This window comes from Aeromicrobium sp. IC_218, assembly GCF_004336805.1.
Taxonomy (GTDB): domain Bacteria; phylum Actinomycetota; class Actinomycetes; order Propionibacteriales; family Nocardioidaceae; genus Aeromicrobium.
This window is the reverse complement of record NZ_SJXM01000005.1, coordinates 151898-178657: the sequence shown is the minus strand read 5'-3', so window position 1 is coordinate 178657 and position 26760 is coordinate 151898. Positions and strand designations below refer to the sequence as shown.

At 73.8% G+C, this 26760-nt stretch carries 27 protein-coding genes and 2 tRNA genes; 13 read left to right on the top strand and 16 right to left on the bottom strand.

The window, feature by feature from the left end; genetic code table 11:
- Positions 1 to 7: 7 nt before the first annotated feature.
- The 4 genes from E0W78_RS08210 to E0W78_RS08195 form a co-directional block, all read right to left on the bottom strand.
- The gene (locus tag E0W78_RS08210; protein ID WP_131403373.1) at positions 8 to 1360 is read right to left on the bottom strand and encodes a dipeptidase; all 1353 of its coding nucleotides are present in this window, start codon (positions 1358 to 1360) and stop codon (positions 8 to 10) included.
- Between the two features lie 144 nt (positions 1361 to 1504).
- Positions 1505 to 1578, bottom strand: a tRNA-Asp gene (locus E0W78_RS08205).
- 140 nt (positions 1579 to 1718) lie between these two features.
- Positions 1719 to 2600, bottom strand: a complete 882-nt coding sequence (gene gluQRS, locus E0W78_RS08200) for a tRNA glutamyl-Q(34) synthetase GluQRS (RefSeq protein WP_131403372.1) — start codon at positions 2598 to 2600, stop codon at positions 1719 to 1721.
- 199 nt (positions 2601 to 2799) lie between these two features.
- Positions 2800 to 2872, bottom strand: a tRNA-Glu gene (locus E0W78_RS08195).
- 57 nt (positions 2873 to 2929) lie between these two features.
- Between E0W78_RS08195 and E0W78_RS08190 the strand changes: the two genes are divergently transcribed.
- Genes E0W78_RS08190 through E0W78_RS08170 form a run of 5 tightly spaced genes read left to right on the top strand, consistent with a single transcriptional unit; the run spans position 2930 to position 7316 of the window.
- Complete coding sequence (locus E0W78_RS08190; protein ID WP_131403371.1) at positions 2930 to 3280, top strand: metallopeptidase family protein; 351 nt, start codon at positions 2930 to 2932, stop codon at positions 3278 to 3280.
- Complete coding sequence (locus E0W78_RS08185) at positions 3273 to 3935, top strand: pirin family protein (RefSeq protein WP_131403370.1); 663 nt, start codon at positions 3273 to 3275, stop codon at positions 3933 to 3935. Before E0W78_RS08190 ends, E0W78_RS08185 begins: the two co-directional genes overlap by 8 nt.
- Positions 3936 to 3992: 57 nt before the next feature.
- On the top strand, positions 3993 to 5354 hold the full coding sequence (locus E0W78_RS08180) for an FAD-binding oxidoreductase (RefSeq protein ID WP_242686278.1): 1362 nt from the start codon (positions 3993 to 3995) through the stop codon (positions 5352 to 5354).
- Positions 5351 to 6643, top strand: coding sequence for a cyclopropane-fatty-acyl-phospholipid synthase family protein (locus tag E0W78_RS08175; RefSeq protein ID WP_131403369.1), 1293 nt, complete (start codon positions 5351 to 5353; stop codon positions 6641 to 6643). Before E0W78_RS08180 ends, E0W78_RS08175 begins: the two co-directional genes overlap by 4 nt.
- Positions 6644 to 6647: 4 nt before the next feature.
- The gene (locus E0W78_RS08170; protein ID WP_131403368.1) at positions 6648 to 7316 is read left to right on the top strand and encodes an NUDIX domain-containing protein; all 669 of its coding nucleotides are present in this window, start codon (positions 6648 to 6650) and stop codon (positions 7314 to 7316) included.
- Positions 7317 to 7335: 19 nt separating this feature from the next.
- Here the strand turns inward: E0W78_RS08170 and E0W78_RS08165 are convergent, their stop codons facing one another.
- The 3 genes from E0W78_RS08165 to E0W78_RS08155 form a co-directional block, all read right to left on the bottom strand.
- Positions 7336 to 10419: a BTAD domain-containing putative transcriptional regulator gene (locus E0W78_RS08165; RefSeq protein ID WP_131403367.1), complete on the bottom strand. Its 3084-nt coding sequence runs from the start codon at positions 10417 to 10419 to the stop codon at positions 7336 to 7338.
- A 124-nt stretch (positions 10420 to 10543) separates the two neighbouring features.
- Complete coding sequence (locus E0W78_RS08160; RefSeq protein WP_131403366.1) at positions 10544 to 11188, bottom strand: hypothetical protein; 645 nt, start codon at positions 11186 to 11188, stop codon at positions 10544 to 10546.
- A 32-nt stretch (positions 11189 to 11220) separates the two neighbouring features.
- Positions 11221 to 11781: an RNA polymerase sigma factor gene (locus E0W78_RS08155; RefSeq protein ID WP_242686277.1), complete on the bottom strand. Its 561-nt coding sequence runs from the start codon at positions 11779 to 11781 to the stop codon at positions 11221 to 11223.
- A gap of 40 nt (positions 11782 to 11821) precedes the next feature.
- On the opposite strand from E0W78_RS08155, the gene E0W78_RS08150 reads away from it, so the two are divergent.
- Complete coding sequence (locus tag E0W78_RS08150) at positions 11822 to 12739, top strand: serine/threonine-protein kinase (RefSeq protein WP_131403364.1); 918 nt, start codon at positions 11822 to 11824, stop codon at positions 12737 to 12739.
- 128 nt (positions 12740 to 12867) lie between these two features.
- Entirely contained in the window at positions 12868 to 14175 is a 1308-nt protein-coding gene (locus E0W78_RS16745; RefSeq protein ID WP_131403363.1) for a PhzF family phenazine biosynthesis isomerase, read from the top strand.
- Between the two features lie 57 nt (positions 14176 to 14232).
- Here the strand turns inward: E0W78_RS16745 and E0W78_RS08140 are convergent, their stop codons facing one another.
- The 8 genes from E0W78_RS08140 to E0W78_RS08105 are packed head-to-tail and all read right to left on the bottom strand — an operon-like array spanning position 14233 to position 22149.
- Positions 14233 to 15021, bottom strand: a complete 789-nt coding sequence (locus tag E0W78_RS08140) for an exodeoxyribonuclease III (RefSeq protein WP_131403362.1) — start codon at positions 15019 to 15021, stop codon at positions 14233 to 14235.
- 9 nt (positions 15022 to 15030) lie between these two features.
- Positions 15031 to 16140: a serine hydrolase domain-containing protein gene (locus E0W78_RS08135; RefSeq protein ID WP_131403361.1), complete on the bottom strand. Its 1110-nt coding sequence runs from the start codon at positions 16138 to 16140 to the stop codon at positions 15031 to 15033.
- Between the two features lie 53 nt (positions 16141 to 16193).
- Positions 16194 to 16514 (bottom strand): monovalent cation/H(+) antiporter subunit G, encoded by a 321-nt coding sequence (mnhG, locus tag E0W78_RS08130; protein ID WP_131403360.1) that lies wholly within the window; start codon positions 16512 to 16514, stop codon positions 16194 to 16196.
- Positions 16511 to 16777, bottom strand: a complete 267-nt coding sequence (locus tag E0W78_RS08125) for a monovalent cation/H+ antiporter complex subunit F (RefSeq protein WP_131403359.1) — start codon at positions 16775 to 16777, stop codon at positions 16511 to 16513. The genes mnhG and E0W78_RS08125 overlap by 4 nt, the downstream gene beginning before the upstream one ends.
- Positions 16774 to 17301: a Na+/H+ antiporter subunit E gene (locus E0W78_RS08120; RefSeq protein WP_131403358.1), complete on the bottom strand. Its 528-nt coding sequence runs from the start codon at positions 17299 to 17301 to the stop codon at positions 16774 to 16776. The genes E0W78_RS08125 and E0W78_RS08120 overlap by 4 nt, the downstream gene beginning before the upstream one ends.
- The gene (locus tag E0W78_RS08115) at positions 17298 to 18884 is read right to left on the bottom strand and encodes a Na+/H+ antiporter subunit D (RefSeq protein ID WP_242686276.1); all 1587 of its coding nucleotides are present in this window, start codon (positions 18882 to 18884) and stop codon (positions 17298 to 17300) included. The genes E0W78_RS08120 and E0W78_RS08115 overlap by 4 nt, the downstream gene beginning before the upstream one ends.
- On the bottom strand, positions 18881 to 19309 hold the full coding sequence (locus E0W78_RS08110) for a Na(+)/H(+) antiporter subunit C (RefSeq protein WP_131403357.1): 429 nt from the start codon (positions 19307 to 19309) through the stop codon (positions 18881 to 18883). The genes E0W78_RS08115 and E0W78_RS08110 overlap by 4 nt, the downstream gene beginning before the upstream one ends.
- The gene (locus E0W78_RS08105) at positions 19306 to 22149 is read right to left on the bottom strand and encodes a Na+/H+ antiporter subunit A (protein ID WP_131403356.1); all 2844 of its coding nucleotides are present in this window, start codon (positions 22147 to 22149) and stop codon (positions 19306 to 19308) included. The genes E0W78_RS08110 and E0W78_RS08105 overlap by 4 nt, the downstream gene beginning before the upstream one ends.
- A gap of 27 nt (positions 22150 to 22176) precedes the next feature.
- On the opposite strand from E0W78_RS08105, the gene E0W78_RS08100 reads away from it, so the two are divergent.
- The 4 genes from E0W78_RS08100 to E0W78_RS08085 all read left to right on the top strand — a co-directional run bounded on the left by E0W78_RS08100 (position 22177) and on the right by E0W78_RS08085 (position 25163).
- Positions 22177 to 23361, top strand: a complete 1185-nt coding sequence (locus tag E0W78_RS08100) for a peptidoglycan-binding protein (protein WP_131403355.1) — start codon at positions 22177 to 22179, stop codon at positions 23359 to 23361.
- A gap of 77 nt (positions 23362 to 23438) precedes the next feature.
- Positions 23439 to 23621 carry a hypothetical protein gene (locus E0W78_RS08095; RefSeq protein WP_131403354.1) on the top strand — a complete coding sequence of 61 codons (183 nt, stop codon included), beginning with the start codon at positions 23439 to 23441 and terminating at the stop codon, positions 23619 to 23621.
- 48 nt (positions 23622 to 23669) lie between these two features.
- Complete coding sequence (locus E0W78_RS08090; protein WP_131403353.1) at positions 23670 to 24278, top strand: permease; 609 nt, start codon at positions 23670 to 23672, stop codon at positions 24276 to 24278.
- A 51-nt stretch (positions 24279 to 24329) separates the two neighbouring features.
- Entirely contained in the window at positions 24330 to 25163 is an 834-nt protein-coding gene (locus E0W78_RS08085; RefSeq protein WP_131403352.1) for an exonuclease domain-containing protein, read from the top strand.
- A gap of 1 nt (position 25164) precedes the next feature.
- Here the strand turns inward: E0W78_RS08085 and E0W78_RS08080 are convergent, their stop codons facing one another.
- Positions 25165 to 25815, bottom strand: a complete 651-nt coding sequence (locus tag E0W78_RS08080) for a lysoplasmalogenase (protein WP_131403351.1) — start codon at positions 25813 to 25815, stop codon at positions 25165 to 25167.
- Between the two features lie 72 nt (positions 25816 to 25887).
- Between E0W78_RS08080 and E0W78_RS08075 the strand changes: the two genes are divergently transcribed.
- Together E0W78_RS08075 and E0W78_RS08070 are read left to right on the top strand one after the other, a co-directional pair.
- A complete protein-coding gene (locus E0W78_RS08075; protein ID WP_131403350.1) occupies positions 25888 to 26238 on the top strand; it encodes a metalloregulator ArsR/SmtB family transcription factor in 351 nt (116 codons plus the stop codon).
- On the top strand, positions 26235 to 26702 hold the full coding sequence (locus E0W78_RS08070) for an SRPBCC family protein (protein ID WP_131403349.1): 468 nt from the start codon (positions 26235 to 26237) through the stop codon (positions 26700 to 26702). Before E0W78_RS08075 ends, E0W78_RS08070 begins: the two co-directional genes overlap by 4 nt.
- Positions 26703 to 26760 lie beyond the last annotated feature (58 nt).

Here is a 26760-nt window from a genome sequence, read left to right as displayed (position 1 = left end):
TCGGGGCTCAGGAAACCGGTCCCACGTCGGCCAGGCGCTGCAGCAGCAGCGTCTCGGCCAGGCAGACGCGCTCGAACTCCGCCAGGTGCAGGCCCTCGTCGATGCCGTGGGCACGGGTGTCCGGGTCCTCGACGCCGGTCACCAGCACGGCCGCGTCGGGGAAGATGCGGGCGAACTCGGCGATGAACGGGATCGAGCCGCCCATGCCCATGTCGACCGGCTCGGTGCCGTCCCAGGCGTCGCGGAACGCACTGCGTGCGGCGTCGTACGCCGGGCCCGTCGCGTCGACCGCGTACGGGGAGCCCACCTCGCCGCGGGTCACCTCGACCTTCGCGCCGAACGGGGCGTGCTGCTCCAGGTGCCGCTGCAGGGCGTCCAGGTGGGCCTCGGCGTCGCCGCCGGGCGCCACGCGCATGCTGATCTTGGCCCGTGCCGACGGCGACAGGGTGTTGGACGCGATGTCGACCGGGGTCGCGTCGATGCCGATGACGCTGATCGCCGGCTCGGCCCAGAGGCGCTGCACGACGGAGCCGGTGCCGATCTGCTCGACGCCGTCCAGCACGCCGGACTCCGCGCGCAGCCGGTCCTCCGGGTACGTCAGGTCGGCGGCGGTGCCGTGGTGCAGGCCCTCGACCGCGACCGAGCCGTCCGCGTCGTGCAGCGTCGCGACCAGGCGGCACAGCGTCGTGAGGGCGTCCGGGACGACGCCGCCCCACATGCCCGAGTGGACGGCGTGGTCGAGCGTGCGCACCGTGACCTCGCAGTCGACCAGGCCGCGCAGCGACACGGTCAGCGCCGGGACGCCGACGTCCCAGTTGGCCGAGTCGGCGATGACGATCGCGTCGGCCGCCAGCTCGTCGCGGTACGTGGTGAGCAGCTCGACCAGGGTGGGGGAGCCGGACTCCTCCTCGCCCTCGACGAACACCGTGACGCCGACGGGGGGCTGGCCGCCGTGGGCGCGGAACGCGGCCAGGTGCGCGGCGATGCCGGCCTTGTCGTCGGCTGCGCCGCGCGCGAACAGCCGGTCGCCGCGCTGCGTCGGCTCGAACGGCGGGGACGTCCACAGGCTCTCGTCGCCGACCGGCTGCACGTCGTGGTGGGCGTACAGCAGCACGGTGGGCGCGCCCTCGGGTGCCGGGTGGTGCGCGATGACCGCGGGGGCGCCGTCGCCGACGGACACGATCTTGGTCCGGGCGAAGCCGGCCTCGCGGAGCAGACGCTCGACCTCGGTGGCCGAGCGTCGGACGTCGTCGCGGTGCTCGGGCTGGGCCCACACCGAGGGGATGCGCACGAGGTGGTCCAGGTCGGACAGCACGCTCGGCAGGACGTCGTGCAGGCGGGAGGTCAGCGCGTCGGACATGGCTTCACCCTGCCACGGGCGTCCTTCGACAGGCTCAGGGACCGGCCCTTCGACGGGCTCGGGGACCGGGCCTTCGGCGAGCGCGGGGGTGGGCACGAAAAAGCCGAGAGGCCGGTCATGACGACCGGCCTCTCGGCTGACTTGCGACCCCGACGGGACTCGAACCCGCGACCTCCGCCGTGACAGGGCGGCGCGCTAACCAACTGCGCCACGGGGCCATGTTGCTGTTCCTGCTGCGGCCCTGCTCTCGCTGAGCCGACGGCAACTCTAACCTACCCCTCCGCGGACTCCAAAACCGGGGGTCGTCTGCTCGCTCCGAGCCGCGGAAACGCCGGTATGACGGCCTTGGCCGTACCGCTCACGACGCACCGACGGGCGGCACGACCACCCAGGGCTCGCGCGGCAGCCGAACCGGGTCGAAGGCGGCCAGCAGCTCGCGCGGCGAGCGTCCGGGGAGCCCGAGCGAAGCCGCGACCATCGCCGGCACGTCGACGCCGAGGTCCTCCAGCTCGCGCCGGGTCACGGCGCCGTCACGCTTGGCCAGGCGTCGCCCCTCGGTGTTCAGGGCGAGCGGGACGTGGGCGTACTCGGGGGCCGGACGGCCGAGCAGGTCGGCCAGGTAGGCCTGCCGCGGGGCCGAGCTGAGCAGGTCGTCGCCCCGCACCACCTGGTCGATGCCCTGGTCGGCGTCGTCGACCACGACCGCGAGGTTGTAGGCCGGGACGCCGTCGTTGCGGCGCAGCACGAAGTCGTCGACCGTGCCCTCGTAGCGCCCGTGCAGCACGTCGTCGACCGCCCACGTCGTGACGCCGGCCCGCAGCCGGATCGCGGCCGGACGCTCGCGCCGGCGCAGCTCGCGCTCGGACTCGGTGAGGTGGCGGCAGGTGCCCGGGTAGGCGCCGGGCGCGGCGTGCGGTGCGGACGCCGCCTCGGCGATCTCGCGCCGGGTGCAGAAGCACTCGTAGGTCAGACCGGCCTCGTCCAGCCGTCGGATCGCGTCCACGTGGACGTCCGTGCGGGTGGACTGCATGAGCGGCTCGCCGTCCCAGTCCAGGCCGAGGGCCCGCAGGTCGTCCAGCTGTCGCTCGGCCGAGCCGGGACGCACGCGGTCGATGTCCTCGACCCGGACGAGGAAGTCGCGTCCGGTCGAGCGGGCGAACAGCCAGGCGAGCACGGCGGTGCGCAGGTTGCCGACGTGCAGGTCGCCCGAGGGGCTGGGGGCGAAGCGTCCGGCGGGCACGGCCTCAGCGTGCCACGTCCTTCGACAGGCTCAGGAACCGTCCAGGACGCGAAGGGACCCTCGTCGACCGGGGTCGACGAGGGTCCTAGTTCGTTGTCCTCCGCCACAGGGATGCGCGATGTGCGGTGGAGGTGATGAGAAAATCTTCACCCGGTATGGCACCTAGCGCATCTCGAGATGGGCGGAACGTGATCAAGAGCACCCCCGACGGGATTCGAACCCGCGCTGCCGCCGTGAAAGGGCGGTGTCCTAGGCCGCTAGACGACGGGGGCTGGACCGGCTCAGCATACCCACCGGCTCGGTTGGGCCGGGCCTGGGACGATGTCCGCGTGGTGGAGATCAGCGCGGAACGGTTCGACCAGCTCGTGGACGAGGCGTTCGCCGGCGTGCCGGCCGAGCTCGTCGAGCTGCTGGACAACGTCGTGCTGTTCGTCGAGGACGACGCGCCGCCGCACGACCCGCACCTGCTCGGCCTGTACGACGGCATCCCGCTGACCGAGCGCGACCACGCGTATGGCGGCGTCGTGCCCGACCGCATCTTCGTCTACCGCAACCCGACGCTGGCCATGTGCGAGAGCGAGGAGGACGTCGTGGAGGAGGTCCGCATCACCGTGGTCCACGAGATCGCCCACCACTTCGGCATCGACGACGCGCGCCTGCACGAGCTCGGCTATGCCTGACGCCGAGCTGCGCCGCGCGGCGGACCGCTACGAGACCGTGGGCGACGGTGTCCGTACCCGGCACTCGTTCTCCTACGGGGACCACTACGACCCGGCGAACGTCGGGTTCGGGCCGCTCGTCGCGATCAACACCGAGCACGTCGAGCCGGGGCGCGGGTACGCGCCGCACCGCCACGCCGACGTCGAGATCGTCACCTGGGTGCTCGACGGCGCGCTGCGGCACGAGGACACCGCCGGCCCCGGTGGCGTCGTCGAGCCCGGCACGGCCCAGCGGCTGAGCGCCGGGTCGGGCGTGCTCCACGGCGAGCACAACGCGTCCGGCACCGAGCCGCTCGTGTTCGTGCAGATGATGCTCGTCTCCCAGCACGGGGACGACCCCGAGTACGCGCAGGCGACGGTGGCCGACGGTCCCGGGCTCCACGCCGCCGTGGACGTCCACGCGCCGGCCCGGCTGCTCGTCGCCCGCCTCGGTGCCGGCGACGAGGTCGAGGTGCCGGCGGCGGCCCGGACGCTCGTCCACGTCACCCGCGGACGCGTCCGGCACGGCGCCGACGAGCTCGCTCCGGGCGACGAGCTGCGGATCCACGACGGCCGGGCGCTGACCCTCGAGGCCGACGTTCCGGCGGAGGCGCTGGTCTGGCTCCTGGAGGCGTGACGGAGGTCGCGCACGACCAGTGCACCATGCAACTTGTTGCGGTAATAGTCTGAGCGCGTGAAGGGCTGGGACGCGCACCGCGTGGCCATGGACCGACTGCTCGCCTCGTACGCCGCCATAGCGCCGGGCGAGCGCGTCCGTCTGGCCAAGAAGACCTCGAACCTGTTCCGTCCGCGCGCCGCCACGACGACGCCCGGGCTCGACGTCAGCGGGCTCGACGGGGTGATCTCCATCGACCCGGTCGCCCGCACCGCGGACGTGCAGCTGGCCTGCACCTACGAGCACCTCGTCGAGGCGACGCTGCCGTACGGGCTCGTGCCGTACGTCGTGCCGCAGCTGCGCACCATCACGCTGGGCGGCGCCGTCACCGGGCTGGGCATCGAGTCGACGTCCTTCCGCAACGGGCTGCCGCACGAGTCGGTGCTCGAGATGGACGTGCTGACCGGCAGCGGCGAGGTCGTCACGGCCACCGCCGACAACGAGCACGCCGACCTGTTCGACGCCTTCCCCAACTCCTACGGCAGCCTCGGCTACGCCACCCGGCTGCGGATCGGGCTGGAGCAGGTGCCGCCGTACGTCCGGCTGCGCCACGTGCGCTTCGACGACGTCGCGTCGGCCACCAAGGCGCTCGGCCAGGTCGTCGAGGCCGGCGCGTGGGAGGGCGTGCGCGTCGACGCCGTCGACGGCACCGCGTTCAGCCCGGACGAGGTCTACCTGACGCTGGCCGAGTACACCGACGAGCGCCCGGCCGCGCTGAGCGACTACACCGGCCAGCAGGTCTACTACCGCTCGATCCAGGAGCGGCGCACGGACGCGCTGACCATCCACGACTACCTGTGGCGCTGGGACACCGATTGGTTCTGGTGCTCGGCCGCGTTCGGGGCGCAGAACCCCCGGCTGCGACGCGTCTGGCCCCGCCGGTGGCGGCGCAGCGACGTGTTCCACAAGATCGTCGCGCTCGACGCCCGGTTCGGGATCATCGAGAAGCTGGACCGGATCAAGAAGGTGCCCGGCCGCGAGCGCGTCATCCAGGACATCGAGGTGCCGCTGGAGCGGCTGCCGGAGTTCCTGGAGTGGTTCGACGCCGAGGTCGGGATGCGCCCGGTCTGGCTGTGCCCGCTGCGCACCCAGCGTCCGTGGGCCACGTACCCGCTCGCGACCGGCGAGACGTACGTCAACGTCGGCTTCTGGGGCACGGTCGTCGTGCCCGCGGACGCGCCGGCGGGCTACGTCAACCGGCGGGTCGAGGAAGCCGTGGGACGGCTCGACGGCCACAAGTCGCTGTACTCCGAGGCGTTCTACGACCAGGAGACCTTCGACGCCATGTACGGCGGGCAGAACCTCGCGCGGGTGCGCGAGCGCTACGACCCGCAGGGACGACTCAGCACCTTGTACGAGAAAGCGGTGAGGAACTCATGACCCTGCTCGACCCCGAGCGCATCACCATCGCCGGAGCCCTCGAGCGGCTCATGCGCCACGGCATCCCGTTCCGCTTCGAGGCCTACGACGGCAGCACCACCGGCGACCCCGCGTCGCCGTACACGGTGCGGCTGCTCAACCAGCGCGGCCTGGCCTTCCTGGTCACGGCCCCCGGCGACCTGGGCTTCGCCCGCGCCTACGTGGCCGGCGACCTGGAGATCGAGGGCGTCCACCCGGGCGACCCGTACCCGCTCATGACCGAGATCCTGAGCAAGCTCAGCTTCAAGCTGCCGCCGCCCGCCGAGCTGGTGAAGATCGTGCGCGGCCTGGGCGTGGGCAACCTCGTCCCGCCCGCGCCGCCGGTCGAGGAGCACCTGCCGCGCTGGCGCCGGACGCTCGAGGGCCTGCGCCACACCAAGGTGCGCGACGCCGACGCCATCCACCACCACTACGACGTGTCGAACCGGTTCTACGAGCTCGTGCTCGGCCCGTCGATGGCGTACACCTGCGCGGTCTACCCGACGGCGGACGCGACGCTGGAGGAGGCGCAGGCCGAGAAGTTCGACCTGGTCTGCCGCAAGCTCGACCTGCAGCCGGGTCAGCGCCTGCTCGACGTCGGCTGCGGCTGGGGCGGCATGGTCATGCACGCCGCCGAGCACTACGGGGTCAAGGTGCTCGGCGTGACGCTGTCGCAGGAGCAGGCCGAGTGGGCGCAGAAGGCGATCAAGGAGCGCGGCCTGGAGCACCTGGCCGAGGTGCGCTTCAGCGACTACCGCGACGTGCTCGAGTCCGGCTTCGACGCGATCAGCTCGATCGGCATGACCGAGCACATCGGCGTGAAGAACTACCCGGCGTACTTCTCGTTCCTGCGCGACAAGCTGGCCGTCGGCGGCCGCCTGCTCAACCACTGCATCACGCGCCGTGACAACGTCTCGCCGACGTCCGCGGGCGCCTTCATCGACCGGTACGTCTTCCCCGATGGCGAGCTGGCCGGGTCCGGGACGATCGTCTCGACCGTCCAGGACGTCGGCCTGGAGGTGCGGCACACCGAGAACATCCGCGAGCACTACGCGCGGACGCTCGAGGCCTGGTGCGCCAACCTGGAGCGGAACTGGGACGAGGCGCTGCGCGAGGTGTCGCTCGGCCGGGCCAAGATCTGGGGCCTGTACATGGCCGGTTCGCGCATCGCCTTCGAGCGCGACGAGATCGAGCTGCACCACGTGCTGGCGGTCAAGAACGCGCCCGACGGCACGTCCGGCTTCCCGCTGCGCCCGACCTGGCTGTCCTAGCCACGTGACCGACGGAACCCCTGGCGCCGACGTCCCCGACCGCCGGGGACGCACCGGCCTGCACCTGACCGGGCTCGACCTGCGGCGCAACCCGCGCGTGCGGGTGCGCGAGGTCGAGCTGCTGGCCAGCGACTGGTGCGTGCTGCGGGCCACCACCTACGACTACACGCACCCGGACGGCACGGTCAGCACCGAGCGGCGTGAGACGTACGACCGCGGCGACGGTGCGACGATCCTGCTGTACGAGCCCGAGCGGCGCACCGTGCTGCTCACCCGGCAGTTCCGCTACGCGGTCTACGTCAACGACCACCCCGACGGGATGCTGCTGGAGACGGCAGCCGGGCTGCTCGACGACGACTCGCCCGAGGACGCCATCCGGCGCGAGGCGGCCGAGGAGACCGGGGTCGAGGTCGGCGACGTCGAGCACGTCTTCGACGTCTACATGAGCCCCGGCTCGGTCACCGAGCGGCTGCACTTCTTCGCCGCGCCCTACAGCGTCCGCGGGCTCGACGGGTCGCGCGCCGGGCTCGCCGAGGAGGGCGAGGACATCGAGGTCGTCGAGCTCGACTTCGACACGGCGCTCGCGTCCATCGGCACGGACGTCGTGGACGCCAAGACCGTGATGCTGCTGCAGTGGGCGGCGCTGCGGGGACCGTTCTCCGGCTCGCGCTGACCGCGATCGGACGTCCGGCTCAGTGCCGGCCGTCGAGGTGGAGCCCGGCGCCCTCGGCCCGGGCGACCTCGGCCGCGCGCGCGTGCTCGGCCCCGGCCGCGGCCGTGTCGTCGGCCAGCAGCCGGGCGCGCAGCAGGTGCAGGTCGACCAGGTCGAACCGTTCGCCGGTGCGCTCGGTGTGGGCCAGCGCGGCGTCGGTGAGGCGCAGCGCCTCCTCGGCTCGTCCGGCCCGGCCGTGGAGGTCGGCGGCCAGGCGCAGCATGAACGGGCCGAACAGGTGCCGGTCCGAGAGCGACGTGAAGGCCGCGATCGCGGCCTCGAGCATGGCCAGCCCGGCCTCCGGGTCACCGAGCCGGCCGGTTCCCCAGCCGATCGGCATGAGCGCGAACGCCTGCAGCTGCAGGAAGCCGTTGGCGACGGCCAGCTCCTGCCCACGGCGGGCGTGCTCGACGGCCGCCTCGGGCCGGTCGAGCACGACGCTGCGCACGCCCTCGGCGATGAGCTGGAAGCTGACCGTGTAGAGGTGGCCGGAGTCCCGCGCCGCCTCCGCGGCCTCCCGCGTGATGCGGTGCGACAGCTCCAGGTCGCCCTGCTGGGCCACCGCCAGGGACAGCCAGATGCGGGCCTGGACGCCGGGGTGCTGGAGCCACAGGTCGAGGTCGAACGGCGTCGCGGCGGCGTCGGCCAGCGCGACCGCGCGCTCCATGGCGTCCCGGGTCTCGGTCAACCGGCCGAGGTGCCAGGCGGTCTGGCCGCGAGCCACCAGCGTGGCGAGGGCGAGACCCGGGTCGCCCGTGGCGTCGGCGGCGTCCTGCAGCGCCCGGACGGCGGCGCCGGCCTCGTCCAGGTGGCCCGAGACCAGGGCGCCGCCCCACGTGCCCCAGTGCGCCGAGAACAGGTCCGGCACCGCCCCGCCCGGTCCGCTCAGCTCGAGCACCCGGCGACGCTCCTCGGCGACGCCCGGCCCGTTGTAGCCGTGGCGCAGGGTCAGCAGCGAGCCGAGCCGGACCCGAAGCTCGACCTCGAGCGCGGCGGCCCGGTCGGCGGGCACCACCCCGACGAGCTCGAGGGCGCGCCGGACCAGCCGCTCGGCGTCGTCGAAGGCCAGGCGCTGCTGCGCCAGGGCGGCGGCGTGCAGCGAGGCGCGGATGGCCTTCGCCGCGTCGGCGTGCGGGTGGGCCTCGAGGAAGTGGTGGGCGATCGCGGCGGCGTGCACCGCGTCCGGCCCGTGCCGGGCCTGCAGGGACTCGGCGACCGCGGCGTGGACGGCGGCCCGGCGGGCCAGGCTCATCCTGACCGTGAGCGTCTCCTGCACGAGGGCGTGGCTGAACCGGTACTCCAGGACGTCGTCGGCCGGGGTCAGGATCCCCGCCGTCATCGCCCGGTCGATCGTCTCGAGCAGCGCGAGCCGCCCGGTGCCCGTGACGTCCTCGAGCAGCAGCAGGCCGAAGGTGCGGCCGATGACGGCCGCGGCGGCCAGCACGTCGGCGTCGCCGTCGGGCAGGTGGCGCAGGCGACGCTCGATGACCGCCCGGACGCCGCTGGGCACGGGGGTGTCGCCGCGTCCGTGCCGGCGCCGCTCGTCGCCGTAGAGCCGCGCGAGCTCGCCGACGTAGAACGGGTTGCCGTCGGTGCGCTCGCGCAGCGCGCGCGCCGTGGCCAGCGGGACGGGGGCGCCGAGGCTGCGGGTGGCCAGCTCCTGCACCTCCGGCACGTCCAGTCCGGACAGGTCGATGCGCACGGTGCCCGCGGCCCGGGCGAGCGTGGCGGTCAGCGCGCGCGAGCAGACGAGCGAGCCGTCCGGGTCGCGCACGGTCAGCACGACCGCGACGCGTCCACCGCGGCACGACGTCAGCAGGTAGTCGAGCAGCTCGATGGAGCCGGGGTCGGCCCAGTGCATGTCCTCCAGCACGAGCACGAGCGGCTGCCGGGCCGAGACGGTCTCGACGAACGCGGTGACCGCGTCGTAGAGCCGGGTCGGGGCGACGTCGGACGTGACCGGCAGGGGAGCGGTGTCGTCCGAGCGGACGAGCAGCCGGGCGAGCTGGCCGCGGCCGGTGGTCGCCTCCTCCAGCAGGCCGGGGTCGAGCCGGTCCGCCAGTCCCGAGAGCACCTGCTCCCAGGGCCACATCGCGGGCGTGCCGTCGGTGTCCCAGCAGCGTCCGAAGGCGACGAGCGCGCCGTCGTCGGTGGCGCGGGCGGCGGCTTCCTCGACGAGTCGGGTCTTGCCGATGCCGGCCTCGCCGACCACGGACGTGACGGACAGCCCGGACGTCCAGCCGCGGCGCACCTCGCCGACGAGCCGCTCGAGCTCGTCGTGGCGGCCGATGAGCGAGGGGCGGTCGGGCTCGTCGGGGCGGACCGGCGCGGCCGCGGGCACGTGGTCGAGGGAGGGGTCCTGGCGCAGGATGCGCTGGTGCATGTCGCGCGTCGCCGGGGTCGGCTCGACGCCGAGCTCCTCGTCCAGGCAGCGGCGGGCGCGGTCGAGCACGGCGAGGGCGTCGGCCTGGCGACCGCCCCGGTACAGCGCCAGCATCAGCGGCGTCAGCAGGCCCTCGTCGAGCGGGTAGGCGTCGACCAGCACGGCCAGCCGCTCGGCGACCTCGTCGTGCCGGCCCTCGTCGAGGTCGAGCCGGGCCAGCTGCTCGTGCGCGGACAGGCGCATCGCGTGCAGCCGGTCGGCCTCGGTGCGCGCCGAGCGCAGCTGCACGTCGGCGTACGCGTCGCCCCGCCACAGGGCCAGGGCCGCCTGGATGCTCGCGCGCGCCGCGGCGGGGTCGTCGCTCTCGCGGGCCGCCCGCAGGTGCGACTCGAAGACGTCCGCGTCGAGCTCGTGGCCGTCCAGGACGAGCCGGTAGCCGGGCGTCTGGGTCTGGACGAGCCCGTCGCCGACGCGCGACCGGAGCCGCGACACCACCACGTGCACCGAGCCCGGCGCGACCCGGCTGTCGCCCCAGACCTCGTCGACGAGGGTGTCGAGCGGGACGACGCTGCCGGCGCGGGTGAGCAGCGCGGCCAGCACCTCGCGGTTGCGCCGGGGACCGACGTCGACCTCCTCGTCGTCGCGCGAGACCGCGAGCGGGCCGAGGACGTTGATCTTCACGACGCTCCTCCGTCACTGGCGGCCCGCCGCCCAGGCGCCGCTCGACGTCCATTCAAGTGGATCCGGGCGGGCGCGTCCGGGAAACCGCGGGACGTCGCGGTCGCCGGGCCGGGGGCGGGCCCGGTCAGCATCCGGAGCGGACGAGCCCGGGCTGGGCGCCCTTGGTGAGCTCGACGAACGAGACGACGTCGGACCCGCGCAGCCGGTCTGGGCTGGCGTCGAAGAGGTAGCCGATCCAGCGTCCGGTCTGGTCGTCGTAGTCGAACAGCCCGGACTGGCCGAAGCCCGCCTCCTGCGCGGTGTCCTCGTCGACGACGCGGCGGACCTCCTCGGCGGTACTGCCGACCCCGAGCCCGGCGGCAGTGCGGGGCCCGGTGCCGCGGACGCCGATCGAGCTGATCTCACCGTTGCCCAGCGTCTGCACGTCGAACGTGTCGGCCAGGGCGGGCTTCCAGACGAGCGGCAGGTCGGGGCACCCGTCCGCGCCCGGGACGTCGGCGTCCAGGAAGCCGGTCGCGAGGGCGGCGTCCTTGCTCATGCCCACCTCGACGGGCCCGGCGCGGCCGGGCGACAGCACCGCGGGGTCGGCGGCGGCCGGGGCGGTCGACGGGGTCGGGGTGGCGGACGCGGTGGGGTCCGACGAGGCGGAGACCGCCGGACGCGCGTCACCGGTCGGGCGGTCGTCCTGGACGCTGCGCACGAGGACCCCGGCCACGCCGCCCAGGGCGAGGGCGGAGACGAGGACGAGGGCGGCGGGCTTCACACGCATGGGGGTGCTCCTGTCGAGAGGGCTGACACCGGTTAGATGCGCGGGGCGGACGAAAAGTTGTCGGCAGGACGAAGATTCTCGCGCACGTGCCTGCGCGCGGTGTGGATGCGCGCCTTCACGGTGCCCACCGGCACGTCCAGCTGGGCGGCGACGTCGGCGTACGAGAGCTCGGCGAGGTCGCGCAGCACGAAGGCCCGGACGGCGGCGGGGTGGTCGTGCTCGAGCCGGTCGAGGGCCTCCAGCACGTCCAGCCGGGTGCCGGCGACGACGCTGGTCGTGCGCGGGTCCGCCCGCTCGGGCGGCTCGGCCGAGCCGGACTCGACGGCACGGCGGCGCATCGTCCGGTACGCGGCGCGGGCGGTGTTGGTCGCGACGGCGGCGACCCAGCCGGCGAACGAGCCGCGCCCGTCGTAGGAGTCCAGCCGCGTGGCGATCGTGAGCAGCGCCTCCTGGGCGGCGTCCTCGGCGTCCTGGTGGAGCGGCAGCACGCGCGAGCAGCGGCGCATGACGTCCGGCCGCACCGCATGCAGCAGCGCCTCGAGCGCAACGGGATCGCCCGACCGGGCCTGCGCGACCAGCGACTCGTCGATCACCTGGCTCCTCCTCCGGCTCGGGGTGACCATACTGGGGCCGGTGAGGACCATCGGACGCTACCGGCTCGACGCGGTGCGCGGGTCGGGTGCGTTCGCCACCGTCTGGCAGGGCTTCGACACCGAGCTCGACGTGCCGGTCGCGGTGAAGGTGCTGGCCGAGAACTGGGCGCACCACGCCGACGTGCGCGAGCGGTTCCTGGCCGAGGCGCGGCTGCTGCGCCGGGTCGAGAGCGACCGCGTGGTGCGGGTGCACGACATGGGCGTGCACGACGGCCAGCCGTTCTTCGTCATGGACCTCGCCGAGGGCGGGACGCTGGCCGGCCGGGCCGACGGCACCCTCGAGCCGGTCGTGGCCCTGCGCCTGGCTGCGGAGGCCGCCCGCGCGGTGGCCGTCCTGCACGAGGCCGGGGTCGTGCACCGCGACGTGAAGCCGGCGAACTTCCTGCTGCGCGGCGACGGGGACGCCGAGCGCGTCGTCGTGGCCGACCTGGGCAGCTCGAAGCGGCTGTCGGAGGCCAGCGGCATCACGGTCACCACCGGCACGCCGTCGTTCATGGCCCCCGAGCAGGCGCTGGGGCAGGGCGTCGACGCGCGCTGCGACGTGTACGCGCTGGGCGTGCTGGCGTACGTCCTGCTGGTCGGCGAGCTGCCCTTCGACGTCCGCGACCCGTACAGCCTCGTGACGCGCACCGAGACCGACCGGCCGCCCCGACTGCGTCCCGAGCGGCTGCCCCGGCGGGTCGACCCGGCCACCCTCGACGGCGTCCTGGCCAAGGCCACCGCCCTCGACCCGGACCGACGGTTCGACGGCGCCGACGACCTCGCCGACGCGCTCGAGCACGTCGCCGACGGCGGCCGGGCCCGGCACGGCGAGCGCCACGTGGCCCCGGCGCTCGTCTGGTCCGCCGCGGCCGGCCTGTTCGGCGTCGGTGCTGGAGCCGCCTGGCGCTTCCTGTGACGGAGACGTCCTCCGCCCGTCCCAGCGAGATGGGAGCGGAGGCGGGGTCGACGGCACTAGCGTGACCGTCGGCGGTGCCGACCGCGTCCGTGGGACGGCCGCTCGACCGAGCACGACGAAGGGACGCCATGACCGAGGTGCTGCACTACGCCGCGTTCACCGACGAGGGGTCCGGCGGCAACCCGGCCGGGGTCGTCCTGGACGCCCGCACCTGGAGCGACGCCGACCGGCTCGCCCTGGCGGCGCGGCTCGGCTACTCCGAGTGCGCCTTCGTCGAGCCGACCGACCGTCCTGGCCGTCACCGGCTGCGGTTCTTCAGCCCGCTCGACGAGGTGGGCTTCTGCGGCCACGCCACGGTCGCGACCGCCGTCGCGCTGGCCGAGCGGGACGGCATCGGCTCGCTGACGTTCGAGACGCCGGCCGGGCCGATCGAGGTCGAGACCACCCACGGCGCGGACGGCACCACCGCGACCCTCACGAGCGTCCCGGCGTCGAGCGTGTCGGTCGCCCCGGACGTCCTGGCCGAGGCGCTGTCGGCGCTGCGCTGGTCGTCCGACGAGCTGGACCCCGCCCGGCACCCCGCGGTCGCGTTCGGCGGCATGCACCACCTGCTCGTGTTCGCCGGGTCGCGCGCGCGGCTCGCCCGGCTCGACTACGACGTCGACCGGCTCAAGGCGCTCATGCTCGGCCAGGGATGGACGACGGTGAGCCTGCTCCACGTCGAGCGTCCCGACCTCGTCCACGCCCGCAACCCGTTCCCGGTCGGCGGGGTCTACGAGGACCCGGCGACCGGGGCGGCCGCTGCCGCGCTCGGCGGCTGGCTGCGGGCGACCGGCCACGACGCTGCCGTGCCGGTGACCGTGCTGCAGGGACACGACATGGGACGGCCGTGTCGGCTGCTGGTCGACGTGTCACGTCCGGACGGACGGACGCGGGTCAGCGGTGTCGGGTCACGATTCCACCACGTCGCCACCGAGACGGACCTGTGGCGTGAGTACGTCGCCGCCCACCCCGAGCACGACGGCGAGCAGCCCCCGCTCGAGGCGTTCGGCGACTCGATGCGCCTGGGCGACGAGCTGCTGGCGCTGGTCACCGACGGGCCCAAGCGGGCGACGGCCGACCTCGTCGCGCAGTTCGAGGCGGACGGCGACCCCGTGCCGCAGCCGGGTGACCACTGGGTCGTCGCGGACGGGGCCGGCGTGCCGGCCGTCGTCCTGCGGACGTCCGAGGTCCGCGTCGGGCGTCTGGAGTCGGTCGACGACGCGTTCGCCTGGGACGAGGGGGAGGACGACCGCACCCGGGACTCGTGGTTGCGCGGGCACCGCCGGTACTTCCGCCGCTCGTGCGAGCGGCTCGGCCTCGACCCCGAGCGGGTCGACGAGCTGGACGTCGTGTTCGAGCGCTTCGAGGTGGTCTGGCCGCGCGAGACGGCCTGATCGGCCAGACTCGGCGTCGGTACGTCCCTTCGACAGGCTCAGGGACCGGACGAGGTCTCAGTCCAGGTCGACGATGACCGGGGCGTGGTCGGACGCGCCCTTGCCCTTGCGCTCCTCGCGGTCGATCATCGCGCCGTTCACGCGGGCGGCGAGCGCCTGCGAGGCGAGGATGAAGTCGATCCGCATGCCCATGCGCTTGGGGAACGCGAGGCGCTGGTAGTCCCAGTACGTGTAGGCGCCCTCGGTGTACGGCCGGACGACGTCGGTGAAGCCGGCGTCCAGGACGCTGCGGAACGCGGCCCGCTCGGGCTCGGAGACGTGGGTGCTGCCCTCGAAGGCGGCCATGTCCCAGACGTCCTCGTCCTGCGGCGCGATGTTCCAGTCGCCGGTGAGCGCGACCTGCTTGCCCGGGTCGTCGGCCAGCCACTGGGCCGCCGTGGCGCGCAGCTGCTCGAGCCAGGCGAGCTTGTAGTGGTAGTGCGGGTGGTCGAGCTCGCGGCCGTTCGGCACGTACAGGCTCCAGACCTCGACGCCGCCGCAGACCGCCCCGATCGAGCGCGCCTCGAGCACCGGGGCGTCGGCGCCGAACAGCGGCTGCTCGGGCGCGAACTGGGTGCGCACGTCGTCCAGCCCGACGCGCGAGATCAGCGCGACGCCGTTCCACTGGTCGAGCCCGACGTGGGCGGTCTCGTAGCCCAGCTCGTGGAGCGGCAGCGCCGGGAACTGGTCGTCCCGGCACTTGGTCTCCTGCAGGGCCAGGACGTCGACGTCGTGACGCTGCAGGAAGGCGGTCACCCGGTCGATGCGGGTGCGGACGGAGTTCACGTTCCAGGTGGCGATGCGCACCGGACGAACCTATCGAACGCCCCCGACGGCGTCGGCGAGGTGCTGCTCGACGGCGGTGGCGACGGCGTCCACGCGGGCGTGGTCGAGCAGGCCGCGGGTCACGTAGGCCATCGCGTAGCCGTGGGCGGGCGACCACCACGCGGACGAGCCGCCGATGCCGCCCATGCCGACCTCGCCGCCCTCGACGTTGAACCCGAGCGACCATTCTGCGTCGCGACGCAGGAAGGCGTCCGGTCCGGACGCCTGGGGGCGCAGCATCTCCGCGCGCAGGTCCGCGCCGAGCAGCCCGGCGAGCACGCCGTCCTCGCGCGACAGGTCGTCGTAGAAGGCGGCCAGGCCCCGGGCGTCGGCGTGCAGGCCGACGGCGGGGAACGAGGTGCGCCGCCAGGCCTCGGTGCGGAGGTAGGCGGGGTCGAGCAGGCCGGGCGGACGCGTGAGGGCGTCCCGCGCGAACGGGTCGGCCAGGTAGCCGTCCGCCCACCCGTCGGCGAGCGGCTCGAGGTCGGCCACGCGGTCCAGGTCGCCGGGCTCGACGCCGAACCACAGCTCCACGCCCAGCGCGGCGGCCACCTGGCGGGTGCGGTCGCGGACGGACGGTGCGCCGGCGGCGGCGAGCAGCCCGTCGACCAGGTGCCCGTAGGTGGACGCGTGCTCGGCCAGCTGCTGGCCCGGCACGGTGGCGGGCGCCTGTCCTGCCAGGACGTCGACGAGCGCGTCGGCCCGGTGCGGCGGGACGTGCTCGGCGTCCGGGCCGAAGACGGGCTTGCCGGCGGTGTGCGACAGCACGTGCCGCAGGGTCGTGGCGCCCTCGGGATGGTCGCGGTACGCCGGCCACCAGGTGACGAGCGGGTCGTCGAGCGTCAGGCAGCGGTCGCGGACGGCGAGGAGGGCAGCGACGGCGACCAGCGGCTTGCCGGTCGAGTAGGTCTGGACGAGCGTCCGCTCCGACCACGGCGTCCGGCCCGCGGCGTCCTGGGTGCCGCCGCCGGCGGCCAGCACCTCGCGTCCGGCCACGAGGACGCTCACCCCGGCGCCCGGCTCGGCACCGCTCGCGACCAGGTCGCCCAGCACGTCCAGCGCCGGCTCGAGGCCGGGGACGCAGTGCGCGTAGGTCAGCATGGCCCGGACGCTACCTCGGCACGGCTCTCGGCGGAGGCCACGAACCTGGGGGCTCAGCCGTCGGCGAGCTCGTCGACGGTCAGCTGGCGCGAGTCGTGCATGCCGGCGCGGTAGGCGTTGCGCGCCACCATGTGCGCGGCGACCGGCGCGGTCACGAGCTGGAACACGGCGACCAGCGACACCATCGCGATGACCGGCAGGGTGTGGAAGTGCGCGGCGATGCCGGCCAGGATCAGCAGCAGGCCGACGGTCTGCGGCTTGGTAGCCGCGTGCATGCGCGTGAGCACGTCGGGGAAGCGCACCAGCCCGATCGCGGCGGTCAGCGACATGAGCGAGCCGGTGACCAGCAGCACCGCGGCGACGACGTCGATCATGCCTCCTCCTCCGGACGGACGGCGAAACGCGCCACGGCCACCGACCCGAGGAAGCCGATGAGCGCGAGGGCGACCAGGATCGGCAGCGTCACCGTGCGGTCGTTGGCGACCGCCTCGATGCCGATGGCGGCGGCCATCATGGCGATGAACGTGTCGGTGGCGACGGCCCGGTCGAGCATGGACGGGCCGCGGACGATGCGGACGACGGCCACCAGGGCGCTGAGGCCCAGGATGGCGGTGCAGACGACGGCGACGGTGGTCACGCGGCCTCCTCGGGGTGCCCGTTCTCGGCCAGGTCGGCGTCGGTCGCGAACGCGCGCAGCACGCGTCGCTCCTGCTCGGCGGCCATGCGGTGCGCGTGCGCCACCGCCTCCTCGTCGTGGCCGTCGAGCACGTGCAGCCACAGCCGCCCGGTGTCGGGGTCGGTCTCGACCAGCAGCGAGCCCGGGACGAGCGAGATCATCTCGGCGATCTGGGTCATGACCAGCTCCGAGCGGGTCTGCAGCTGCACCTCGACGATCGCGCTGCGTGGCGGCCGGGCCGGGCGGACGGCCAGCCAGGCGACCTGGACGCTGGCCCGCAGCACGTCGGCGAAGAAGCGGGCGGTCAGCACGACGAACGGCCACGGCCGGAAGGTCACGTCCCAGGTCATCGTCGGGAACGGGAACGCGACCATGGCCAGCGTGGCGACCAGCACGCCACCGACGACGGCGAGCGGGGTGACCGAGCCCCACAGCATCAGCCACAGCACGGTCAGCCCGCCGGTGAACAGCAGCCGGGCGGTCATCGCTCGCTCCCCAGGACAGTCTCGACGTACGGGCTGCGGTCGAGGGTCTCGGCGGCGGCGCGCTCGGTGAGCGCGAACAGCGGGCCGGCGAGCACGGTCAACGCCAGGCCGACGACGACCAGCAGGAGCGTCGGCACGGCCATGCTGCGCGGCAGGCGGGTGTCCTCGACCGCCTCGACGATGTCGGACGTGCGCAGGTCGCCGGCGGCCGGACGGCCGTGGCCGTGCAGCGAGTCGGTGTGGTCGCGGTCGACCGACTCCTCGGGTGCCGGCTGCCAGAACGCGCGGTTCCAGGCCTTGGCGACGGCCCACAGCGTCAGCAGGCTGGTCGCGATGGCGACGCCGATGGCCAGCGCGGGCAGGAACCCGGACAGGTCCGCGGTGGCCTGCACCAGGGCGAGCTTGCCCAGGAAGCCCGACAGCGGCGGGATGCCGGCCAGGTTCATGGCGGGGACGAAGAACATCACCGCCAGCACCGGCGCGGCCCGGGCCAGGCCGCCGAGCTTGTCCAGGCTGGTGGTGCCGCTGCGGTACTCGATGAGGCCCGCGACGAGGAACAGCGTCGTCTGCACGGTGATGTGGTGGGCGACGTAGAAGATCGAGCCGGTGAGCCCGAGCTCGGTGCCGACGGCCACGCCGAGCAGCATGTAGCCGATGTGGCTGACCAGGGTGAACGACAGCAGACGCTTGATGTCGGACTGCGCGACCGCGCCGAGGATGCCGATGAGCATCGTCAGGATCGCCGCCCACATCAGCAGGTCGTTCATGCCCGAGTCGGGGAAGATCAGCGTCTGCGTGCGGATGATCGCGTAGACGCCCACCTTGGTGAGCAGGCCCGCGAACACCGCCGTGACCGGTGCCGGCGCGGTCGGGTAGGAGTCGGGAAGCCAGGCCGACATCGGGAACACCGCGGCCTTGATCGCGAACACCGACAGCAGCAGCAGCTGGAGCACGTGCTGCACGGGCAGGGCGACGTCCGGCATGCGCAGCGCGAGCTCGGCGAAGTTCACCGTGCCGCAGGCCGCGTAGACGCAGGCGATGGCGACCAGGAACAGCACCGACGACAGCAGGCTGACGACGATGTAGATGGTGCCCGCCCGCACGCGGGCGTCCGTGCCGCCGAGCGTGATGAGCACGTACGACGACACCAGCAGGATCTCGAAGCCGACGAACAGGTTGAACAGGTCGGCGGAGAGGAAGGCGTTGGAGACGCCGGCGCTCAGCACGAGGAACGTCGGGTGGAAGACCGAGAGCGGCGTCGCACGGCCGTACTCGGCGACGCCCTGGCCGAGCGAGTACAGCAGGACGCAGAGGGTGACGACGGCCGAGACGAGCAGCAGCAGCGCGGAGAGCCGGTCGGCGACCAGGCTGATGCCGATGCCCGCCGGCCAGCCGCCGACGTCCACGGACTGCGGCCCCACGGTGTCGGCCCGGTGCAGCAGGAACCCGGCCACGGCGACGACGAGCGCCAGCACGATGACGGAGACGAGGCGCTGGGCGGCCGCCGACCGGCCCAGCACGAGGCAGAGCCCCGCCCCGAGCAGCGGCATGATCACCGGCAGCAGCACGACCTGGTCGATCACTGGTCGGCACCTTCCTCGTCGGGCACGGCGCCGGGCGCGGCCTCCTCGAACGTCGAGGAGACCTCGTCGCGCTCGGCGCGCCGGCGGATCAGGTCGTCCTCGACGTCGTCCTGGACGTCGTCGGTGCCGCGCAGCTGCCAGGCCCGGTAGGCCAGGGCCAGGCCGAACGCGGTGGTGCCGAGCGTGATGACGATGGCGGTCAGCGCCATGGCCTGGGGGAGCGGGTCGGCCATCTCGTCGTCGCTGAGGCCGACGATCGGGGGCGCGCCGGCCGGGCCGGACACGAGCAGCAGCAGGATGTTGACCGCGTTGCCCAGCAGCACGAAGCCGACCAGGATGCGCGACAGGCTGCGCTCGAGGATCAGCGTCACGCCGCACGCGACGAGCACGCCGACCAGCAGCACGAGGGTCAGGCTCGGGCTCATGGGCGCACCTCCTCTCGTTCGTCGTCCTGGGCGTCGTCGTGGTCGGTCTCGATGTCCTTATCGATGCCGCCGCCGAGGCTGCGCAGCACGTCCAGGGCGAGCCCGACGACGACCAGGTACACGCCGAGGTCGAAGAACACCGACGTCACCAGGTGCAGGGTGCCGAGCACCGGGATGTGGACGTCGACGATGGCGCTCTGCAGCACGCCGCCGCCCAGCAGCGTCGGCAGCAGGCCGGACGCCGCGGCCAGGGCGAGGCCGACGCCGAGCACGACGCCGGCGTCGATGGGCGCGGCGGCGTCGAGCTCGCGGCGCCCGCCGGCCAGGTAGCGCAGCATGAGGGCCAGGCCGGCGACCAGGCCGCCGGCGAACCCGCCGCCGGGCAGCTCGTGGCCGACCAGGGCCAGGTAGACCGAGAAGACGATGACGGCGTGGAAGATCAGCCGGGTCACGACCTCGAACACGATCGAGCGGCGCTCCGGCGGGAGGCTGGGGTTGCGCAGCCAGGCCGAGTCGTGGCCGGGCTTGCGCGTGGTCGGCAGCGTGGCGCGGTCGGTGATGAGGAAGATCAGGCTGGCGATGCCGGTGGCGGCCACGACGAGCACGGACAGCTCGCCGAGCGTGTCCCAGGCGCGGATGTCGACCAGCGTGACGTTGACGATGTTCGAGCCGCCGCCGTACTCCTTGGCCGGCTTGGCGAAGCCGTCCGAAATCGGGTCGGCCACACGGGCGCCGGACGCGACGTAGGCCAGGCCGGCGACGAGCACGCCGCTCATGACGCCGATGGCCACGCGCACCCAGCGCGAGAGCGTGAACGGGCGGGTTGAGAAGTGCTGCGGCAGGCGGCGGAGCACGAGCACGAAGGTAACGAGCACGAAGGTCTCGACGAGCACCTGGGTCAGGGCCAGGTCGGGGGCGCCGTGCAGGTCGAACAGCAGCGCCGTGCCGTATCCGGTGATGCCGGCCAGCAGCACCGCGCGCAGCCGGCGGCGCGACCGCACGGTCATGACGGCGGCGATGGCCATGACGACGGCCACGACCACCTGGGCGGGGGAGTCGGCGACGCGGACGTCGGTCGGCTCCCAGGCCAGCAGCAGCGCCGTGCCCGGCACGGCGGCCACGACGACCAGGATCGAGCCGAGGTAGAAGGGCAGCGAGCCGCGCTGCGTGCGTCCGGTCAGCTCGATGGCCAGACGGTCGACCCCGCGGAGCACGAGCTGGTAGCCGCGCTCGGCGTCCGGCATCGGCACCCGGTCGACGACGGCGTGCTGGACGGCGGCCACGGGGTGGCGCGCGACGAACAGCGCGACGCCCAGCACCAGCACCAGCACCGACAGCATGAGCGGGACGGTCACGCCGTGCCAGAGGGTCAGCTCCGGCTCGTGGGCGCCGGCGGGGAAGACGTCCGCGTGGGGCGCGAGCAGCTCGGTGAGCGGACCGCCGAGCAGGCCGAGCACGACGCTGGCGACCGCGAGCACGGCGGGCGCCGCGACCAGCCAGTAGCTCGGACGCTTGATCGAGCACGGGTCGACGCCCGGCGCCGGCCCGAAGACGCCCCACACGAAGCGCGCCGCGTAGGCGACGGTCAGGATCGAGCCGAGCGTGAGGCCGGCCAGCGTGAGGGGTCCGGCGACGGTCCAGCCCAGGTCGTGCCCGAGGTCCTCGGCGGCGGCGAACGCGGCCTCCTTGGACAGGAAGCCGAGCAGCGGCGGCACGCCGGCCATCGACGCGGCGCCGATGACGGCGACGACCATGAGCACGGGCATCCGGCGGTGCAGGCCGGACAGCTGGCGGATGTCGCGGGTGCCGGTGGAGCGGTCGACCACGCCGACGACCATGAACAGCGTCGCCTTGAACAGCGCGTGGCCGAGCACCAGCGCCAGGCCGGCGAGGGCGGCCGAGCGGGTGCCGAGCCCGACGAGGGTCATGAGGAAGCCGAGCTGGCTCACGGTGCCGTAGGCGAGCAGCAGCTTCGCGTCGTACTGGCGCAGCGCCCGCAGGCCGCCGACCATCATCGTCAGCAGGCCCAGCGACACGAGCACCGCCCGCCAGCCGGGGGTGTCGGCGTAGGCCGGCGCGAGCAGCGCCACCAGGAAGATGCCCGCCTTCACCATCGCCGCGGCGTGCAGGTAGGCGCTCACCGGCGTCGGCGCGGCCATGGCGCCGGGCAGCCAGAAGTGGAACGGGACCAGCGCCGACTTCGACACCGCGCCGACCAGCACGAGCATGATCGCGACGGTGACGAGCGGCCCGGACGCCGGCGGGTCGGCCACGAGCGCGGCGGCCGAGTAGGTGCCGGCGTGCTCGCCGAGCAGGATGAAGCCGACCAGCATCGCCAGGCCGCCGAAGGTGGTGACGAGCAGCGCGGTCATGGCGGCACGACGGTTGGCGCTGCGCTCGGGGTTGTGGCCGACGAGCAGGTACGACAGGACGGTCGTGAGCTCCCAGAACACGTAGAGCAGCAGCAGGTTGTCCGACAGGACGAGGCCGAGCATCGCACCGGCGAAGGCGACGAAGACCGCCGAGAAGCGCCACAGTCCGGGGTCGCCGGCGCGGAAGTAGCTGGTGCAGTAGACGAGCACGAGCGCGCCGATGCCCGTGACCAGCAGCGAGAGCGTCCAGCGCAACGGGTCGAGCGCGAGGCTCACGTCCAGGCCGAGCGTGCCGATCCAGGAGTGGTGCTCCAGATCCGTCCCGTCGGGACGGCCGTGCACCAGCAGCCAGACGAACCCCCCGGCCGGCACCAGCGCCAGCACGGGGAACGTGCCGCGATGCAGGTAGCGGACCAGGACAGGGGCCACCGCTGCAGCGAGGAAGTGGAGCGTCAGCAGCGGCAGCATGAGGTTGAGGAAAGGGTATCGGTACGCATGAAGACAGGGGAAATCTCGGGTGCCCCGCGACGGACGCGACGGGGCTGGGCCGCGGCCCTCGCCGTCGCGCTGACCGCCGGTCTGCTCGTCACCACGGGCACGCCGGCGCAGGCGAAGGATCCGGTCCGGATGCCGAGCGACCCGCACGGCCTGCGCGCCCCGGCGCGGCTGGTCGGCGACCTCGACCCGGTGCCGGCCTACGTGCCGCAGTCGTCGTGCTCGCCGGTCGAGAAGCGCGGCGTCGCCCGTCTGCGCAAGCTCGTGCTGCGCACCTACGGCGCCGGGCACTCCGGCGGCAGCGTCCGGCTGTGCAGCGCGGCCGACTCCGAGCACCTCGAGGGCCGCGCCTGGGACTGGATGCTCGACCCGAAGAAGTCCAAGGACCGCAAGGCGGCCGGTGACTTCCTGGCCTGGCTGACCCGGCGCAACGGCGAGAACGCGCGCCGCCTCGGCGTCATGTACGTCATCTACAACAAGAAGATCTGGGCGTCGTACCGCGCGGACGAGGGCTGGCGTCCGTCGTGGGGCCACGAGGACCACGTGCACGTCTCCTTCACCTGGGACGGCGCGAACGGGCGCACCTCGTTCTGGCGCGGCCGGGCCAAGAGCCGCCAGGACCTCGGTCCGTGCACCTACTTCCGCGGCACGTTCGCGGCGCTGCCCAGCACGCGCCGCCGGGTCGGCGCCTGCGACGTCGTGCCAACCTCCGCGCTGCGCACCTCCAAGCGTCCGGAGCGGGCGTACGGCCACACCGGCGACGCGGTGCGCGCGGCCCAGAAGCTGCTCCGCGTCCGCCAGACCGGGACCTTCGACGCCCGGACCTGGAAGGCTGTACGCCGCTACCAGAAGCGCGCGGACCTGCCCGTGACCGGCGTGCTCGACCACTCCACCTGGGCCTCGCTGAGCCCGGCCGACGTCCGCACGGACGTCACCGCCGGCCTCACCCGCGGCGCGGCCGGTCGCCTGGCCAAGGAGCACTTCGCCGGTCGCGTGCTGAGCAAGGGACGCTCGATCGGCCGGGACGTCATCACGCTGCAGGTCGCCCTCGGCATGCCGCGCGCCCGGGTCAACGGCTACTTCGGCGGCCACACCCGCACCGCGGTGAAGCGGTTCCAGAAGTCACGCGGCCTGCGCGCCACCGGGGTCGTGGACGCCGCGACCTGGAGGGCGCTCCCGTCCTGACGGCGAGCAGGGCGGAGCGGGCCCGCGTGCGCCCGCCCCGTCCTACGCTCGTCTCGACGACGACTCGAGGGGGAGACGTGAAGGGGTCCAGCGCCCTCATGGTGGCCATCGGGATGCTCTGGCTGGGCCTGCAGGCCGGGGCGGACAGCGACGGCGGCATCCTCGCCCTCGGCCTGTGGGGGACCGGTGGCATCCTGCTCGCGGAGCTGCTCTTCCGCCTGTTCACGCGCGGGTCCCGGCGCCGCGTCCCGCAGCCCTGACGCCGCGCTCCGCAGGCGGGTCCGGCTCCGTCGCGGCACGATGACGACATGAGCACCGACGACCCGTCCCGTCCCGTCGACCCGGCGGACGAGCGCACCGACCCGGTCCCGCCCGCCCCGCGGCGCGAGCGCCGGTGGGTCGCGCGCCTGCTGTGGTCGATCGTCCTGGCGGCCCTGCTCGTGGCGCTCATCGTGCTGGCCGCGGCCACGCTCCCGCAGTGGTGGGCCGAGCGCATCGCCGACCGCGTCCAGGGCTCGACGTCCTCGGGCATCGCCTGGGGCCTGTTCTACGGCTTCGGGTTCACCCTGGTCCCGCTGCTCGCGATGCTGCTGGTGAACCGCCGCTGGGGTCGGCGGGCGGGCGCCGCGATGGTGGTGCTGGCGCTGCTCGTGGCGACGCCCAACTGGCTCACGCTCGCCGTCGTGCTCGGCACCAACGACTCCGCGCTCGACGGCCGCGCGCTGATGGAGGCCGACGCGCCCGGCTTCCGCGGCGCCACGCTGGCCGGTGCCCTGGTCGCGGTGCTGCTGGTGCTCGTGGCCGCGGCGCTGCTGGGATCGGCCCGGCGCCGCCGCCGGCAGGTGCACGAGCTGCGCGACCAGATCGCCCGCCGCGACGCGGAGACGCCGCCGGACGCTCCTCGACACACCCCCTGACCTGCCGCCTCCTGTCGGTGACCGCCCCTAGGTTGCTGGCAGGAGGTCGATGTGAAGCCGAACGCGTACGACGGATGGTGCGCCACCTGCGCGGTGGCGGTGCCGGCAGGCAGCGGACGACTGACGGGGGCCTTCGGGAGCCGCCAGGTCGTGTGCCTGGCCCACGTCCCGGTCGCCCCCGAGCGCGGCCAGCACGACGGCTGGTTCCGCCTCCCGCTCGCCTCCCTCGACTTCGAGACCACCGGCGTCGACCCGCACGCCGACCGCGTCGTCAGCTACGCGCTGCTCGGCCCGCACGGCGAGGACGTCGTCGGACTCGTAGACCCGGGCGTCGAGGTTCCGGCTGCGGCCTCGGCCGTCCACGGGCTCACCGCCGACACGCTGCGCGGGGCGCCCGCGTCGTACGAGGCGGTCTCGGCCATCGCCGAGTGGGTCCAGACGCTCGCCGACGCCGGCGTCGGGCTGGTCGTCTACAACGCCGCCTACGACCTGACGATGCTGCGGGCGGAGTGCGAGCGCTGGGGCGTGCTGCAGCCGGACTGGTCGCGGCTGCTGGTGGTCGACCCGCTGGTCGTCGACTGGGGCCTGCACCGCGGCACGCTCGGCTCGCGCACGCTCGGCATCGCCTGCGAGTACTACGGCGTCCGGATCGCCGACGCCCACGACGCCCGCTGCGACGCCGTCGCCGCCCGCGAGGTCGCGGTCGAGATCGGGGCCCGTCACCGCGAGGTCGGCGAGGTCACGCTCGAGGCGCTCGTGCACCACCAGCGCGGCTGGTTCGGCGAGCGCGCCGACGACTGGAACGCCTACGCCCGCCGGGCCGGCCGCCGGGTCGAGGACCGCGCGGGGTGGCCACTGGCCGTGCCGCTGCCCCAGCTCGTCTGAGCTAGGCCCGGGCCGGCACCCGGGCGTCGGCGCGCGAGCCGAGCACGCCGGCCGTCAGCAGCCCGATCGCCAGCGCGTACGTGAGCATGACCCAGAACCCCTCGGGCCGCGGCGTCCAGCGTCCGGCGACGTCCAGCGCGATGAGCGCGTCCGAGACCAGGAACAGCAGGCCCCCGGCCGCGGCCACCGGTCCGCTCGCCCACGCGCACACGGCGGTCGTGGTGAGCAGCAGCGCGTACACCGCCACCGGCACGCGCAGCCCCGGCTCCAGCCCGTCCCACAGCCAGACGACGAGCGCCACGGCGGCGGCGAGGTAGGCGGCGCCGACCAACGGGTGGTCGGCGAGCCGGTCGAAGGCGCCGCGCGAGGCGAAGAACGCGATGAAGCAGATGTGGGCCAGGGCGAACGCGGCCATGCCGGGCAGGAACCACGTGTCCGACGGGGTGAGCTCCAGGAGCAGGTCGCCCACGACGCAGAACAGCAGGGCCAGCGCGACGATGCGCGGTCCGCCGGCGGCGAGCACCCAGCCGGCCAGCAGGGGAGCGAGCAGGCACTTGGTGACCGAGTCCCACGGCGTCGCACCTGCGACGTTCAGCACGAGGTGGACGAAGGTGGCGGCGACGAAGGCGAGCGGCCAGGCGACGAGCGGCATGGCCGCACCGTAGCGACGTCCGGTCTCACCCGGCTCTTGACGGGCCGGAGCGAGAGGCCAATACTTAACGATGTGCTTAACCATCAGGAGGACCTCGACAGCGTCTTCCGTGCCCTCGGCGACGGGACCAGACGCGCGATCGTCGCGCGGCTGAGCCGTTCGGCGGCGACGGTCAGCGAGCTGGCCGCGCCGTTCGAGATGTCGCTGCCCGCCGTCCTGCAGCACCTCAAGGTGCTGGAGGCCGCCGGGCTGGTCGCCTCGCAGAAGGTCGGTCGCGTCCGCACGTTCCGGGTCGTGCCCGGGGCGCTGGAGGACGCCGGCCGCTGGATCGCGGACGTCCGCACGCCGGCCGAGCGCCTGCTCGACCGGCTCGAGGCGCACCTGGACGAGCACGCCCCACCACCACCCGAGGAGTCCTCATGAGCACCACCACCGAGCGGTCCCAGACCCACCACACGTTCGTCGTCGAGCGCGACGTCGCCCACCCGGTCGAGCGCGTCTGGCAGGCGTTCGCCGATCTCGACGCCAAGCGGCGCTGGTGGGGCGGAGGCAGCGACGACCTGGACCTGTCCGAGCTCACCGACGACTTCCGCGTGGGCGGGCACGGCACGGACGCCGGGCGGTTCGGCGACGGGCCCGAGCACCGCTTCCACTCCACGTACACCGACATCGTCGAGCACCAGCGGATCGTCTACACGTACGACATGTGGATCGACGGCGCCCACATCTCGACGTCGATCACGACGATCGCGCTCGAGCCGACGGACGCCGGCACGCGCCTGACGTTCACCGAGCAGGGCGTCCACCTGGACGGGTTCGACGACGGCACGATGCGCGAGCACGGCACGCGGGAGCTGCTCGACGCACTGGTCGCCTCGCTGGACTGAACCGCCCCAGGAAAGGACGAAGCCCCCGCACCGTGACGGTGCGGGGGCCTCGTGCGTT